This is a genomic window from Rhodococcus sp. IEGM 1306 (genome assembly GCF_036541985.1).
Taxonomy (GTDB): Bacteria; Actinomycetota; Actinomycetes; order Mycobacteriales; family Mycobacteriaceae; genus Rhodococcus_F; species Rhodococcus_F qingshengii.
The window spans coordinates 406,789-420,603 of sequence record NZ_JAZHFF010000001.1 but is presented as its reverse complement, the minus strand read 5'-3'; the positions used below and the strand labels follow the sequence as shown (position 1 = coordinate 420,603).

General features: G+C 61.0%; 16 protein-coding genes. 4 read left to right on the top strand and 12 right to left on the bottom strand.

The features are described from left to right. Positions 1–63 precede the first annotated feature (63 nt). From V3587_RS02145 to V3587_RS02135, 3 genes are read right to left on the bottom strand one after another with little or no spacing between them, the layout of a single operon-like run. Positions 64–1,197 carry an acyl-CoA dehydrogenase family protein gene (locus V3587_RS02145; RefSeq protein WP_283376064.1) on the bottom strand — a complete coding sequence of 378 codons (1,134 nt, stop codon included), beginning with the start codon at positions 1,195–1,197 and terminating at the stop codon, positions 64–66. A gap of 9 nt (positions 1,198–1,206) precedes the next feature. After that, entirely contained in the window at positions 1,207–2,379 is a 1,173-nt protein-coding gene (locus V3587_RS02140) for an acyl-CoA dehydrogenase family protein (protein WP_047271166.1), read from the bottom strand. 28 nt (positions 2,380–2,407) lie between these two features. After that, positions 2,408–2,869: a MaoC family dehydratase gene (locus V3587_RS02135; protein ID WP_047271233.1), complete on the bottom strand. Its 462-nt coding sequence runs from the start codon at positions 2,867–2,869 to the stop codon at positions 2,408–2,410. A 94-nt stretch (positions 2,870–2,963) separates the two neighbouring features. Between V3587_RS02135 and V3587_RS02130 the strand changes: the two genes are divergently transcribed. Further along, complete coding sequence (locus V3587_RS02130; protein ID WP_231782531.1) at positions 2,964–3,617, top strand: TetR/AcrR family transcriptional regulator; 654 nt, start codon at positions 2,964–2,966, stop codon at positions 3,615–3,617. Positions 3,618–3,623: 6 nt separating this feature from the next. Here the strand turns inward: V3587_RS02130 and V3587_RS02125 are convergent, their stop codons facing one another. Further along, complete coding sequence (locus V3587_RS02125; protein ID WP_003940281.1) at positions 3,624–4,070, bottom strand: MarR family winged helix-turn-helix transcriptional regulator; 447 nt, start codon at positions 4,068–4,070, stop codon at positions 3,624–3,626. A gap of 12 nt (positions 4,071–4,082) precedes the next feature. Beyond that, positions 4,083–4,487, bottom strand: a complete 405-nt coding sequence (locus tag V3587_RS02120; RefSeq protein ID WP_050656414.1) for an EVE domain-containing protein — start codon at positions 4,485–4,487, stop codon at positions 4,083–4,085. A gap of 145 nt (positions 4,488–4,632) precedes the next feature. Here V3587_RS02120 and V3587_RS02115 point away from each other — a divergent pair, with 145 nt between their 5' ends. Beyond that, positions 4,633–5,310 (top strand): TetR/AcrR family transcriptional regulator, encoded by a 678-nt coding sequence (locus V3587_RS02115; protein WP_283376063.1) that lies wholly within the window; start codon positions 4,633–4,635, stop codon positions 5,308–5,310. After that, on the top strand, positions 5,307–6,227 hold the full coding sequence (locus V3587_RS02110; protein WP_283376062.1) for a TIGR01777 family oxidoreductase: 921 nt from the start codon (positions 5,307–5,309) through the stop codon (positions 6,225–6,227). Before V3587_RS02115 ends, V3587_RS02110 begins: the two co-directional genes overlap by 4 nt. Here the strand turns inward: V3587_RS02110 and V3587_RS02105 are convergent. Next, a complete protein-coding gene (locus V3587_RS02105; RefSeq protein ID WP_218679868.1) occupies positions 6,185–7,153 on the bottom strand; it encodes an NAD(P)/FAD-dependent oxidoreductase in 969 nt (322 codons plus the stop codon). The two genes, V3587_RS02110 and V3587_RS02105, sit on opposite strands and share 43 nt — an antisense overlap. Positions 7,154–7,247: 94 nt before the next feature. Here V3587_RS02105 and V3587_RS02100 point away from each other — a divergent pair, with 94 nt between their 5' ends. Then, positions 7,248–7,757 (top strand): MarR family winged helix-turn-helix transcriptional regulator, encoded by a 510-nt coding sequence (locus tag V3587_RS02100; RefSeq protein ID WP_118606639.1) that lies wholly within the window; start codon positions 7,248–7,250, stop codon positions 7,755–7,757. 6 nt (positions 7,758–7,763) lie between these two features. Here the strand turns inward: V3587_RS02100 and V3587_RS02095 are convergent, their stop codons facing one another. The 6 genes from V3587_RS02095 to prpD all read right to left on the bottom strand — a co-directional run bounded on the left by V3587_RS02095 (position 7,764) and on the right by prpD (position 13,678). After that, complete coding sequence (locus V3587_RS02095; RefSeq protein ID WP_054781518.1) at positions 7,764–8,237, bottom strand: MerR family transcriptional regulator; 474 nt, start codon at positions 8,235–8,237, stop codon at positions 7,764–7,766. 10 nt (positions 8,238–8,247) lie between these two features. After that, positions 8,248–9,108, bottom strand: coding sequence for an SDR family NAD(P)-dependent oxidoreductase (locus V3587_RS02090; RefSeq protein ID WP_042925046.1), 861 nt, complete (start codon positions 9,106–9,108; stop codon positions 8,248–8,250). 60 nt (positions 9,109–9,168) lie between these two features. Further along, entirely contained in the window at positions 9,169–9,951 is a 783-nt protein-coding gene (locus tag V3587_RS02085) for an enoyl-CoA hydratase (RefSeq protein ID WP_054781517.1), read from the bottom strand. Positions 9,952–10,140: 189 nt separating this feature from the next. Then, on the bottom strand, positions 10,141–11,262 hold the full coding sequence (locus V3587_RS02080; RefSeq protein ID WP_020909098.1) for a bifunctional 2-methylcitrate synthase/citrate synthase: 1,122 nt from the start codon (positions 11,260–11,262) through the stop codon (positions 10,141–10,143). After that, positions 11,259–12,176, bottom strand: coding sequence for a methylisocitrate lyase (gene prpB, locus V3587_RS02075; RefSeq protein WP_042448311.1), 918 nt, complete (start codon positions 12,174–12,176; stop codon positions 11,259–11,261). Before prpB ends, V3587_RS02080 begins: the two co-directional genes overlap by 4 nt. Beyond that, entirely contained in the window at positions 12,176–13,678 is a 1,503-nt protein-coding gene (gene prpD / locus V3587_RS02070) for a 2-methylcitrate dehydratase PrpD (protein ID WP_007732586.1), read from the bottom strand. The genes prpB and prpD overlap by 1 nt, the downstream gene beginning before the upstream one ends. Between the last annotated feature and the right edge of the window lie 137 nt (positions 13,679–13,815).

Sequence of the window (13,815 nt, the reverse complement as noted above, 5' to 3'; positions counted from 1 at the left end):
CCCCGCACAGACAAGGGAGGCCACGCGACCTGCGCGTGACCTCCCGTTATCTTCACCACCGATCTACTCGGTGACGTTCACCATCGAATAGTTCGAGACGCCGGCGGCCAGCACCCTGAGGTGATCGTCCGATGCGCCCAAAGTGTGTTCGATGGCCACCAGCCGCGAGACGTAGTGCCCGACCGGATACTCGGCTGTCATACCGATACCACCGTGCATCTGAATTGCTTCCTGACCGATCTGATGCGCGGCACGACCGACAGCCAGCTTCGCTCGCGACGCGATCGTCGGATCGATCACTCCGTCGGCGATGGCCATGGTGGCGTACAGACTCATGCTGCTCGCCAGTTCGAGCGCCACGTACATGTCGGCCGCACGATGAGTCAGCGTCTGGAACTTTGCGAGCGGAACACCGAACTGCTTGCGCTGCTTCAGGTAATCCGTCGTCAGTCGCAGTGCCTCGGTCATGATTCCGATCGCCTCGGCGCACAGAGCTGCCTGCGCCCGAACCTCTGCTTCGACGATCGCCTCCGTGACATCGCCGCCCTCACCAAGCTGTTCGGCCGCGGCATCGGTGAACGTGAACTGCGCACCGCGACGGCCGTCGTGAGTTGCGTATTTGCTCCATGAGACACCCGCGCTTTCCGCATCTACCAGAAAGAGCCCGGTGCCCCCGTCTGGAAGTGCGGCGCTGACGATCACGACGTGCGCGCTGTCGCCCTGCAGGACCGGGTTCTTGACGCCGGTGATCGTCCACCCCGATCCCTCCTGCGATGCAGTGGTCGTGACAGTGGCGACCGGCCAGCGCGTGCCGGGTTCCGTATGCGCGAAGGCCGACAGAGTGGTCCCGTCGCTGAGCGCCGGCAGGAGCCGCGCCCGCTGATCTGCCGAACCGACAGCCGCGATCAAACCGCCGGGGATCAGAACACTACCCAGATACGGCTCGGGTGCAAGCGCGCGGCCCAGTTCGGTCATCACGACCATGGTCTCGACCGGCCCAGCGCCCATCCCGCCGTCGGCCTCCGCGAATGGCAGGCCGAGCAGCCCGAGCTCGGCGAACTGCTTCCACACCGAGGCATTCCATCCCTCGTCAGTGGCCGAGGTGGCGTTACGCTTCTCCGCGTCGTAGCTGCGGTTGAGCAATTCACGCGTCGTGTCGCGAAGCATCGTCTGCTCGTCGTCGAGTTCGAAATTCATGTCAGATGCTCACAATCCGAGAATCGAGGAGGCAATGATGGAGCGCTGCACCTCACTTGATCCGCTGTAGATGGAAACCTTCCGGTAGTTCAGGTAGCGCGGCGCCGCTTGCTGCGCCCACTCCGGCGAGTCGATCTCGACCGTATTCACCGGCAACGAGTCCGGACCCGCAACATCCATCAGCAATTCCGTTGCTGCCTGCTGCAATTCGGAGCCGCGGAGCTTGAGCAGCGAGGACGCCGGGTTCGGCTTGCCGTCTGCCGAACTCGCCACAACTCGCAGTTGAGTCAGATCCAGCGCAAGCAAATCGTTTTCCAGCTCAGCCAACCGAGCCGCGAACAACGGATCATCGAGGAGGGTGCCGGTTCCGACGCGAACTTCCCGCGCCTTCTCTTTTGCCGTGGCGACAAGAGTTTTGGAGAACCCGACCCGCGTGACGCCCGTGCGTTCGTTGCCGAGCAGGAACTTGGCGTAGTCCCAGCCTTTGTTCTCTTCGCCGACAAGATTCTCCGCAGGGACGCGGACGTTGTCGAAGAACACCTCGTTGACCTCGACGCTGCCGTCGATCAGTTTGATGGGGCGAACCGTGATGCCGGGAGTTGCCAGATCGATGAGCAAGAACGAAATTCCGGCCTGCCGCTTCTGGGCACTGGCATCTGTGCGAACCAGACAGAAGATCCACTCGGCGTGCTGAGCGAGAGTAGTCCACGTCTTCTGACCGTTGACGATGTAATCCGCGCCGTCACGGACAGCGGCCGTCTTGAGTGAAGCGAGATCCGAACCGGCTTCTGGTTCCGAAAAACCTTGGCACCACCAGATATCGGCGTTAGCCGTCGCCGGGAGAAACTGCTCCTTCTGCTCCTGCGAGCCGAAGGCCGCGATGACGGGCCCAACCATGCTCACGTTGAACGGCAACGGGTTGGGTACCGACGCCAACTGCATTTCCTCGGAATAGATGTGGCGCTGAACCGGAGTCCAGTCCTTGCCACCCCATTCGACCGGCCAGTGTGGAACCGCCAACCCGTGTGCGTTCAGAATCTGTTGACCCGCAACGATGTCCTCACGAGTCAGCTTTCCGAATCCGGCTGCACGTGCTCGAAGTTCGGGCGAGAATTCGGTGGTGAAGAACTTTCGCATCTCCTCGCGGAACGCAACTTCCTCAGTGGTCAGTTCGAGATTCATGTGGAGTCTGCTTTCTTCTTGCAGGATTTCAGAACAAGATTCGCGCGACGGTCTGCGCAACGACGGCAGGTTTGCCCACGCCTTCGATCTCGACGGTGTTGGTGATCTGACTCTGTAGTGAACCGTTCGGCAATTCTTCGATTGCGGAGAGCACTGCGGTATTTCGAACCTTGGCCCCGACTGGCACCGGACTCGGGAATCGAACCTTGTCGGACCCGTAGTTGACGACCATCTTCGCGCCGTCGATGCGATACACGGACTTCGACAGAAGCGGCAGGAGTGAGAGCGTCAGATACCCGTGCGCAATTGGTCCACCGAAAGGTGATTCGCGCCTGGCTCTTTCGTCGTCGACATGAATCCACTGATGGTCACCGGTCGCGTCGGCAAATTGATGGACCATCTCGCGGGTGACCTCGACCCACTCGCTCGAGCCCAGCGTTTCACCGACCGCCCCCAGGAGATCGGACTTGTTCTCGAACACCCGTGTCATCTGATCCTCCACGTTCCCGAACACTGTTAGGTTAATTGGATAATAAACTCACAGTGTAAGGTTGTCCAGTACTCAGACGAAAGGTTTCTGTGCGATGGCGCGACCGCGGGTTCCACTACTGAGCAAGCCGATCATCAGGGACACCGCCCTGAAACTGGTCGACGAGAACGGTTTGACCGACTTCTCGATGCGCAAACTCGCCACCGTCCTCGGCGTGCAGGCACCGTCGCTGTACAGCCATTACGCCAACAAGGACGAGTTACTCGACGACGTCGCGAACGTCATCATGGAGTCCGTCGACGTGAGCGGCTTCGACTCCGACGATTGGCGCGGCGCGCTGCGTACGTGGGCGCGGTCCTACCACGCTGCCCTGGGCAAGCATCCCAACATCGTTCCCTATCTGGCCTACGGTCCGAGCGTCAGGCCCATCGCCCTCGATCGCGCGAACGCCATCCATGGCGGACTGGTGCGCGCCGGATGGCCACAGCGCACGGCAACACTGATCGGCGCTTCCGTCAAGTACGTGGTCATGGGTGCTGCGACGGCGACGTTCTCCGGCGGATTCGTGGACGATCCTGCGATCTACGCCGAGCGTTACCCGCACCTCACGCGAGCACATCTGTTGCGTGAGCGTGCTGCGGAAATCGACGGTGCCAGTTTCGAACTCGCGCTGGAATCCCTACTGGACGGACTGGAAGCCAAATACGCACTGCTGCAGAGAACTACAGAGCAACCTCCTCGAAACTGAGGGTTGTTACCGTCGATCAAGCGCGCCGAGCATCGCGACGAAGGCCGCCTGACGATCCCCCAGAGCGGCGAAGAATTCCCGGTCCGAAGATTCCACCGCGCGGTTCGCCCTGCCGGCCAAGGCCGCACCCACCGGCGTGACGGCAAGCGAGCGAGCACGAGCATCGGTCGGATGTGGACGTCGTTCGACAAACCCCTTGGATTCGAGGGTCCGAATCACCTGTGACGTCATCATCGCGTCGGTGCGCGCGTACTCGGCAAGACCGCGTTGAGTTATCGGCGTCTCTGCATCCAGCCAGGTCAGTGCTGCGAGCAGAACGAACTGCACGTGGGTCAGGTCGAAAGGTCGCAGCGCCGCGCGAATCGAGGCTTGCCAAGCATTGGTGACACGCCACAACATCAGACCGGGACTCTCGTCCGCGTCCTCGAAGTCGGTTTCCAGTTTCTTCGCCACAGCGCCAGTGTGTCAGCTCGTCGTCGAACGCAGAACCTCGACGTCGTTGTCATCCAACGGAATCAAGCCACGCCGGAGTTGATACCCCCAATTCGGTGCCGAGGTCAGCGCCAATCGACTCCGCACATCGCCGAGTGGAACGGGCGTGAACTGCTCGTATCGCACTCGACGCCGAAACGGCTTGAAGCACCCCTCGTCCGCCTGCCAGATCTCACCCTCTTCGATCACACCGAGAGCTGTGAACTCGCGCAACGGATCTCGATCACCAATGGACTCGACCGGCGAATAGTAGACCAGCACGTCACCTGCTTTCATCCGTGCCAATCCGGCTCTCTTTCCGTGCCCGATCTGTGCGATACCGAGATCCACTGCGCGACGCACATGTTCGGCAGAGACAACCCCTAACCAGGCATTCATCGCCGGCCCCCTGGCGAACCGAAAGCACATTCATTCATGCATTTAGTATGCGCGCTTATTATATTTCACGCAACAGATCCACTCTTGAACGTGTTCAACTCCAGGGCGTACGCTGCACTTGAACATGTTCAAAGAAGGAGTGTCGATGAGTACTCGCGGGATCGAGACCAGGGAAAAGCTGGTGGAAACAGCATTGCGGCTCTTCCGCGACGAGGGCTTCGCAGCGACGACCATGCGCAAGATCGCAAATGAGGCAGAGGTCTCGCTCGGGAACGCCTACTACTACTTCGCCAGCAAAGACGAACTGGTTCACGAGCTGTATCTCGTCATCCAACGCGATCACCGCGCTCTGGCGCTTCCACTCCTTCGCGAAGGTGGGTCACTGACAGAAAATCTCAGGATTGTTCTGCACACCGGACTCGATGTCATGGGGCCCTATCACGGCTTCGGTAGCGCGTTTCTGCACGTTGCACTGCCCACCGCATCACCGTCCAGCCCGTTCTCGGCCGAGTCGACCGATGCGAGATCGATGGCCGTCGATCTGATGCGTGAAGCACTGGCGGCGTCGAAGCAGAAGACTCCGGCGTCATTGGAGACCCAGCTCCCCACGCTCTTGTGGCTCAGCTATCTGGGCGTGACGCTGCACTGGGTTACCGACGCGTCTCCGGGGCAAGCGCGCACCCGTTCCCTGGTCGACGGCCTGGTACCGATCATCGCGAAAGCGCTCACACTCGCCCGGCTGCCAGTGGCACGAGGTCTGGTCGGCGATGTCGCCGCCCTGATGACAAAAGTCGTTTCTGCAGAGGGGAACACAAAACCATGAAGGCCGTTGTTGTCTGTGGTGCGTCGGGTTACGTAGGCCAACACCTTCTTCGAACGCTCGAATCCAACGGGGTCGACGTTCGGACGATCGGCCGGGGAGGAACGAGCGATGCCACGTGGTCCGACGAGCACGGCGTCGCCGATGTACTCAGCGGCACGGATCTGCTCGTCAACCTCGCCGGCCGCTCCGTGAGCTGCCGCTACAACAAGCGCAATGCCGACGACATCTTCTCCTCCCGAGTGGAAACGACTGCACTGTTGGGTCGTGCGCTGACCCGCACGCCGCAGCCACCCTCACTCTGGGCGAATGCCAGTACCGGCACGATCTACCGAGACGCACGAGATCGACCGATGGACGAGAAGAACGGAGAGCTGGGAAAGGGATTCTCCGTAGCGGTCGCGCGAGCGTGGGAACACGAATTGTTCTCAGCCCCAACGCCTGTTCGCAAAGTGGCACTTCGGATGTCGATCGTCCTCGGAGCCGGCGGTGGGGCGATCAATCCGTTCGTCAACCTCGCCCGAATGGGCTTCGGCGGACGAATGGGCGACGGCCGACAGATGTTCAGCTGGATTTACATCGCCGACGTCATTCGCGCGATCATCCACGTCTACGAGAATCCGGAGATCTCAGGCCCGGTCAATATCGCATCCCCGTATCCGGTAACCAACACCGACATGATGCGGATGGTACGAGCGAAACTTGGCCGACAATATGGGTTTCCGACGCCGGGCTGGATGCTCGAGTTCGGCGCACGAATCATCCGCACCGAGGCTGAACTGGTAACGAAGAGTCGCTGGGTTTCACCAGGGGTGCTCGCGGACAGCGGCTTCAAGTATCAATTTCCGACGTTGGAGTCTGCGCTGAACCAGATCGCTCAAGAGACCCCGCGAGGGTTGCTTCCGGTTTCACTCGGCTGAAGTTCGGCTGCGATCGCAACCGCTCGCACGATATCCTGCTCGAGCAGATAGTGATTCAGTGCAATCGCAGCCTTTGATCCGGCAGCGGCGGCGGTGATCAACTGCGCCGGAGAATCCGACACATTCCCCGCGGCCCAGGCTCCAGGCACACTTGTGCTGCCTGCAGGATCAGTTACCACCCAACCATTTTCGTCGGCTTCACACCCCAGGTCAGTCAACAGATCGCCTCGCGGAACAAACCGTGGGCCGACAAACACTACGCTTCGCGGAATTACCTGACCGGAGGCCAGTTCGACGCCGTCCAATCGACCATCGCCAACCGACACGCCAGCCACATCGCCTTCGACAATGCGAATCCCCCTGGCAATCAGCCGCTCCCGTTCGGCTCCCGTCAGCTCGATACGGTTGGGAAAGAAGACGACATCCTCCGACCATTGACGCACCAACGACGCCTGATGAATGGTGAACGGCCTATTGCCACCACCGAGCACACCGATCGGGGAATCTCGAACCTCGTACCCGTGACAGTAGGGACAATGCAGAACGTCGACGCCCCAGCGATCTTGCAGCCCAGCGATGTTCGGCAGCTCGTCACATAACCCAGTAGCAACCAGAACAGTCCGTGCCTCCAGCGACGCAGTCGCGTCGGTTTGCACAAGAAACCCACCGTCGTCCGTGTGCTCGATTCGGATTGCGGTGCCAGTCGTCATTTCGCTGCCGTACTCGAGAACCTCCTTGCGGCCGGCCGCAAGTAATTGCGTAGGACTCTCACCATCCCGCGTCAGGTACCCGTGCAGGTGCTCGGAGACACCATTGCGCGGGTTACCTGCATCGACGATCATCACTCGCCGCCGAGCACGAGCCAGAACAAGCGCGGCACTCAACCCCGCCGCACCGCCACCGACAATCACCACGTCGAACCTCATGTGCTCCCCCAGTCCGCAGATCGTCCCACCCGAGACGGTGGGCTATTCTGGCAATCTAGCAAATTTGTTTACCGGTTAACAAAGTTGAGGAATCGTGAACGAACCAACACTCCGCTCCCGTACCTGCAACCTCTGGGCCGAAAACAATCCCGACCTCGACACCTCGCCCATGGAAGTAGTCGCGCAACTCAAACGGATTACGGCGCTTCTCGAACTAGCAGTCGAACCGGTATACCAAACCGCGGATCTCACCGTGTCGGAAGTGGAACTGCTTGTGCCACTGCGATACGCCGAGGAACCGGTCACCGCGATTCGTCTCGCCGAACGCCTCGGTATGTCTCGGGCCGGGGTCAGCAAGGCACTCGCGCGACTCGAGAAGCGAGGACTCGTCTCCCGCACAAGCAATCCCGAAGACAGGCGATCTGCACTGATCACGATGACGGTCCAGGGAAACGCTGTCGTCGACGACGTCTTTCCTCGCGAACTCGCCGCTCACGGTGAATTGTTCACCCAACTCGGCCGGGACCGGGGGAAGGTCCTTGCCGCACTCGAGCGACTGGCAGTATCCATGGAAAGTGGGCTGAATCGAATGCCGGGCAAGTAATCGGGGTTACTCCTGCTCTCCGGTCCGCCCGCCGTACGTCGCAATCTTGTACTCCGTCGCAGCCAAAGACAACGTGAGCTCCTTGATCTGCCGACGAACGGTGTCTCGGTGCTCGAGCAGCATGTCGAGCCTCTCCGGAATTGTCCCTTCACCGGCGTCGACCAGTTCGACGTAGTGCTGCAGGTCGCGAATCGCCATACCCGAGATGCGCATGCGGGTCAGAAACACCAGCCTGCGAACAGATTCCGGACCGTACACACGATGTCCGCTCGAGTCACGATCGACCTCGACCAGACCGATCTTCTCGTAGTAGCGCAGCGTATGTGCCGAGACATCCAGCAGGTCCGAGACTTCGGCGATCGACATCGGCTCCTGAACGTCCCCTGCATCGACGAGTCGGTGAATCACCTCGATCGACATGGGCCCGTCCACTTCCCCAAGTGCCTCGAGTGCCTTACGCATCAAGTCTTCCGTAGCCATGACTCTCAGCCTAGAACGGGCGGACAGGGCCGGCAGCATCCGCGAAGTCTGCACTGCGAGCCAGGTCGGCCCAGACGCATACCTCGGCGAGATTCTTCCGATACGACGCGGAGACACGCTCCACGGCTTCCTTTCCGAGTGGCAGACGAAGTGGCACATTCTCGCTGTGCACAAGCGAGGTGATGATCTCTGCTGCTTTCTCCGGATCACCCTCCTGAACACCGTCTGCGGCCGCCATGTCCCGCAGAACGGGATCCAGCAAATCACGGTATTCCGATGATGATTCGGCGAAGCTCAGAACGCCAGGCGTGTTGAATGCTGTACGGAATCGGCTGGGCTCGACGATCATCACCCGAACGCCGAACTGCGCGACCTCACCGGCGAGAGCCTCCGACCAACCCTCGAGAGCGAACTTCGACGCCGAGTACGCCCCGACACCGGGAAACGACATACGGCCGCCTTGACTGCTCATCTGCACGATCGTCCCGCTGCCCTGCACTCGCATCGACGGGAGGACGGCGCGCACCAACGCGGCGGGTCCGATCAGGTGCAGTTCCATCAGATCCCGCAAGGTCGAATCGTCCACCATCTCCGCCGCGCCGACCATCCCACGACCGGCATTGTTGACCAGCACGTCGATGCGACCGAAGCGCTCGAGCGCATATTCGACGACGCCCGGAGCCGCTGCGGTGTCTCTGACGTCGAACGTCACCGCCGAGAACCGATCCGGATTCGCCGACGCAATATCTGCAACGGACTCGGGACGACGAACTGCAGCGACTACCGCGTCGCCCGATCGAAGTGCAGACAGTGCGAGTTCACGGCCGAAACCCTGAGAAACTCCGGTGATGATCCAGGTCTTTGTTGTCATGGTCGGCAACGCTAGGGGTTAGAGCGCGCTCCAACGCAAGCCTGTGGTTCTACCGCCGAACTACACGCCGGCCCAGAGCGGTCGTTCCCCGCGAAGGAAACCGTCGACGCCGGCTTTGAAGTCGTCACTGCTGTAGATCATGCTCATCAGATCATCGTTGTCGGCAATCACTCGGGTTCTGATGCGTCGCAGGGACTCCCGAATAGTCCAGACGGTCATCGGGGCGGCGGCAAGTAGATCGCGAGATACCTGGGCCGTCAGGGTCGCGAACTCGGACTCTGTTGCACAGTCGCTGAGGAAGCCGCTCCGCAGAGCCTCGCCACTCGACATCACCCCAGCCCGAGCGATCAACGACATCAGACGCGAACTGCCGATCCTGTCCGCCAGCAACGCCACGGAATGGATCGACAACGAGTTTCCGAGTGTGCGCGCGATCGGTAGGCAGAAGCGTGACCCCTGCGTCGCGATCCGCACATCGCACGCTGCCGACAGCAACAGCCCTGCTCCCGCGCACACACCGTCGATGACCGCGAGGGTGGGAACCCTCACTTTCTCGAGTTCGGTCAGTACGCCGACGAACCGGCTTTCGTAGTCGAGCCCGTCCTGAAAGCTCGAGAAGGTTTGAAGGTGGCCAATGTCGGAGCCCGCCGAGAACGCCTCTCCCCCAGCACCTCGGAGAGTGAGTAACCGAATCTCGCGGTCGGAGTCGGCGCGCCGGCAGGCTCCGGCAATGGCGTCGTACATCTGCGGGGTCAATGCGTTGCGCTTTTCCGGCCGGTTGAACACGACGTCGAGGGTCTCGCCACGACGGATGATCAAGATTTCTTCGTGCGTTTCAGTCATGACACTCACGTTATTTCCGGTAGAGAAAAGTCGAAACACATTGCACTTGAATATCTTTGCGAATTCTCGATGCAAAGTTGCAGATAGTGCGAACGGAGAAGCGTCGACGAGGCCAGGAGACGGTGATGCCAGAACCGAACCTCGCCGACGCAGTATCAAAGGGGCGTCATGCCACGACAGCAAAAAGTGTCATGCCACGACTGTGCGCTGTGGCACGCCCGAATACTGGCTCAGCGGCCTGATCAGTGCATTCGACTGCCCCTGCTCGATTATGTGCGCCGTCCATCCGGTGATGCGGCTCATCACGAAGATCGGCGTGAACATCTCGACGTCGAAGCCCATGAGGAAATATGCAGGGCCCGTGGGGAAATCGAGATTCGGCTTGATTCCGGTGGCACTGACCATGGTCTTCTCGAGGATCTCGTACATCTGCACCCACTTCTCGCCGTCGGTCGCTGCCGCGACGTCGAGGAGGGCCTGCTTCATGGTCGGAACACGCGAATCACCGTTCTTGTAGACGCGGTGACCGAAGCCCATGACCTTCTCCTTGGCAGCCAACTTCTCCGACATCCAGGCTTCGGCGCGGTCGGGGTCGTCGATCTCGAGCATGTCGTGCATGACAGCTTCGTTTGCACCGCCGTGCAACGGGCCCTTGAGCGTGCCGATAGCAGCGGTCACTGCGCTGTAGATGTCCGAAAGTGTGGACGTCACAACACGAGCGGCGAACGTCGAGGCGTTGAAGGAGTGCTCCGCGTACAGGATCAGCGAGACCTCGAAGGCCTTCACGATCGCCGGCTCCGGAACAGCACCGAAGCACATGTTCAAGAAGTTTTCGGCGAAACCCAGGTCCGACTGCGGCGCGATGGGATCCTGACCGCGCCGGCGGCGGAAATCGGCTGCGACGATGGTCGGCAGCACAGCCGTCATCCGCAGCGCCTTGGCCAGATTGGCCTTCTCCGAGTTGTCGTCCTCCGCCGGATCCTCGGCGCCGAGGTAGCTGATCGCCGTGCGGACAACATCCATGGGGTGGCAGTTGTCCGGCATCTTGGTCAGAAGCGAGAGCAGTGAGCGGTCGGCACGACGGGCCGCACGCTCACGCAGACAGAGCAATTCGAGCTGCTCGGGAGTCGGCAGTTCGCCGTACCAGAGCAGGTGCGCAACTTCTTCGAAGCTGCAGTTCGCGGCAAGGTCCTGCACTGCGTAACCGCGATACGTCAACGAATTCGTCTCGGGCACTACCTTGGAGATAGCCGTCGTATCGACGACAACTCCGGCCAAGCCCTTGTAGATCGTCGGAATCTGTTCGGTCATGTCCTACTCCCCTCCAAGCTGAAATTGAAAATGCCACTGTCGAATTCGTTGTAGCGCTCGTACTCGAGAATCTCGTACAACCTGCTGCGATGCTGCATTTCGCCGAGCAGTCCTTCTTGCGTGCCCTCCGCAAAAATCTCGCGCAGACCCTTTTCGATAGCGAACATCGCCAGCCGAAGGGTGGTCACGGGGTAGATGACGGCGTTGAAACCGATCTCTTCCAACGTCTTCGCCGAAATGAGATTCGACTTCCCGAACTCGGTCATGTTGGCGAGGAGCGGAGTGTCGACCGCTGCGCGGAACTTCTCGAAGTCGGCCTCGGTGGCAAGAGCTTCGGTGAAGATCAGATCGGCACCGGCATCCACATAGGCCTTTGCTCGCTCGATCGCCGCGTCGATACCGTCGATTCCGGCAGCATCGGTGCGCGCGCAGATGACGAAGTTCGGGTCACGACGCGCCGACACTGCAGCACGAACACGGCGAACCATGTCTTCGGTGGGCACAATTGCTTTGCCGTCGAGGTGCCCGCAGCGTTTGGGGTTGATCTGATCCTCGAGGTGCAGACCGGCTATTCCGTCGTCCTCGAAGATCGTGACCGTGCGGGCCGCGCTCATAGGTTCACCGAAACCGGTGTCGGCGTCGACGAGCGTCGGGAGGTCCGTGACGCGCGCGATCTGCTTGCTGTGGCCGGCGACCTCGGTCAAGGTGGTCAGTCCGATGTCGGGAAGCGCCAATCCGGCGGAGTACGCACCACCTGAAACGTAGACACCCTCGAACCCGATTTCCTGAATCAGTCTGGCTGTCAGCGGATTGATTGCACCCGGGAGTCGTTGAATCTTTCCGGACGTCAGCCCCGCCCGGAAGGCAATCCGCTTGTCGGCTGCAGACGTCGCTGCTGCGATGAGGCCCGACATCAGAAAAGTCCCTTGGCGACCTTGGGAGCCCGAGCGAGAACGTCTTCGGAAACGGTGAAGGTCAGCTGATCGAGTTCGCCTGCCTTCAATTCGGCGGTGCGCTGAGCCGCATCGAGGAAGCGGTCCTGTTCGCTCGGCTCGATGACGCCCTCGGCGAGGGTGCGGAATTTCGCGACGTACTGATCGCGAGCGAACGGACGTGCGCCGAGCGGGTGCGCATCGGCCACCGCAAGCTCGTCGACGATGACTTCGCCGCTCTTCAAGGTGATCTCGGCGCGAGCACCGAAAGCCTTCTCGTCCGGATCCGTCGAGTGGTAACGGCGTGTCCATTCGGGATCTTCGCGCGTGGAGATCTTGTTCCACAGCTCGATCGTGTCCGCGCGCTGTGCACGCTCGGACGCGTAGGAATGTTCGTGGTGCCACGTACCGTCCTGTAGCGCAACGGCAAAGATGTACATCACCGAGTGGTCGAGGGTTTCACGCGAGGCGGTCGGGTCGAACTTCTGCGGATCGCCGGAACCGGTGCCGATGACGACGTGGGTGTGGTGGCTGGTATGCAGGACGATCGAGGCGATCTGGTCGAGATCACCGACACGAGAACGCATTCGGCGAGCGAGGTCGATCGGCGCCTGGCTCTGGTACTCCGCGGAGTGTTCTTTGGTGTACGAGTCGAGGATGGCGCGCTTCGCCTCACCCGAACCGGGCAGCGGAACGTGGTACTCCTTGTCCGGGCCACCGAGTAGCCAGGCGATGACGCCGTCTTCGCCTTCCCAGATCGGTGACGGTGCGCCCTCACCGCGCATCGCGCGGTCGACCGCCTCTACGGCAACCTTGCCTGCCAGCGCAGGCGCGTACGCCTTCCAACTGGATATCTCGCCCTTGCGGGACTGACGTGTCGCCGTCGTGAGGTGCAGCGCCTGGCCGATTGCCTGGTAGACCGTCTCGGTGCCCAGGCCCAGCAAAGTTCCGATACCTGCCGCAGCCGAGGGGCCGAGGTGTGCGACGTGGTCGATCTTGTGCTCGTGCAGGCAGATAGCCCGAACCAGGTCGATCTGGATCTCGTAGCCGGTCGCCAGACCACGAATCAGGTCTCGACCGTCACGGCTGGTGTGCTGAGCGACGGCGAGGATCGGCGGGATGTTGTCTCCGGGGTGCGAGTACTCGGCGGCGAGGAACGTGTCGTGGAAATCGAGTTCACGAACCGCGACACCGTTGGCCCAGGCGGCCCATTCAGGCGAGAACGTACCGGGGATACCGAACACGGTGGAGCCCGGCGTATACGGATGCGACTGTGCTTGCGCCCGCGCATTCACCACGGGACGGCGCACCAGGGAAGCTGCGGCAACTGCCGCGTTGTCGATGATCCGGTTGACGATCATGTCGGAAGTGGCGTCGGTGACGTCGACGGAATCCGTCGCAACTTCCGCGATCTTCCACGCGAGGTGGTCTTCCTTGGGGAACTCTTCGGCAGAGCGGTGAGTGCGTACGAGATGCGTCTTCATCGGTCCTCTTCTCACGTTCTTCGGTATCTATTTGCACGCTACGCAGCTCATTCACCTCGGGATAGGCCCTCGCAATTGCCTATTTGTGCAATGACAATGCTGCGATGTTGCGAATGTTGCGAATAGCTTCTCGGTAG

Excerpts from the sequence above, each read along its gene's own strand:
- V3587_RS02145 (WP_283376064.1), bottom strand. The coding sequence starts at position 1,197 with ATGAATTTCGAACTCGACGACGAGCAGACGATGCTTCGCGACACGACG.
- V3587_RS02140 (WP_047271166.1), bottom strand. The coding sequence starts at position 2,379 with ATGAATCTCGAACTGACCACTGAGGAAGTTGCGTTCCGCGAGGAGATG.
- V3587_RS02135 (WP_047271233.1), bottom strand. The coding sequence starts at position 2,869 with ATGACACGGGTGTTCGAGAACAAGTCCGATCTCCTGGGGGCGGTCGGT.
- V3587_RS02130 (WP_231782531.1), top strand. The coding sequence starts at position 2,964 with ATGGCGCGACCGCGGGTTCCACTACTGAGCAAGCCGATCATCAGGGAC.
- V3587_RS02120 (WP_050656414.1), bottom strand. The coding sequence starts at position 4,487 with ATGAATGCCTGGTTAGGGGTTGTCTCTGCCGAACATGTGCGTCGCGCA.
- V3587_RS02115 (WP_283376063.1), top strand. The coding sequence starts at position 4,633 with ATGAGTACTCGCGGGATCGAGACCAGGGAAAAGCTGGTGGAAACAGCA.
- V3587_RS02110 (WP_283376062.1), top strand. The coding sequence starts at position 5,307 with ATGAAGGCCGTTGTTGTCTGTGGTGCGTCGGGTTACGTAGGCCAACAC.
- V3587_RS02105 (WP_218679868.1), bottom strand. The coding sequence starts at position 7,153 with ATGAGGTTCGACGTGGTGATTGTCGGTGGCGGTGCGGCGGGGTTGAGT.
- V3587_RS02095 (WP_054781518.1), bottom strand. The coding sequence starts at position 8,237 with ATGGCTACGGAAGACTTGATGCGTAAGGCACTCGAGGCACTTGGGGAA.
- V3587_RS02090 (WP_042925046.1), bottom strand. The coding sequence starts at position 9,108 with ATGACAACAAAGACCTGGATCATCACCGGAGTTTCTCAGGGTTTCGGC.
- V3587_RS02085 (WP_054781517.1), bottom strand. The coding sequence starts at position 9,951 with ATGACTGAAACGCACGAAGAAATCTTGATCATCCGTCGTGGCGAGACC.
- V3587_RS02080 (WP_020909098.1), bottom strand. The coding sequence starts at position 11,262 with ATGACCGAACAGATTCCGACGATCTACAAGGGCTTGGCCGGAGTTGTC.
- prpB (WP_042448311.1), bottom strand. The coding sequence starts at position 12,176 with ATGTCGGGCCTCATCGCAGCAGCGACGTCTGCAGCCGACAAGCGGATT.
- prpD (WP_007732586.1), bottom strand. The coding sequence starts at position 13,678 with ATGAAGACGCATCTCGTACGCACTCACCGCTCTGCCGAAGAGTTCCCC.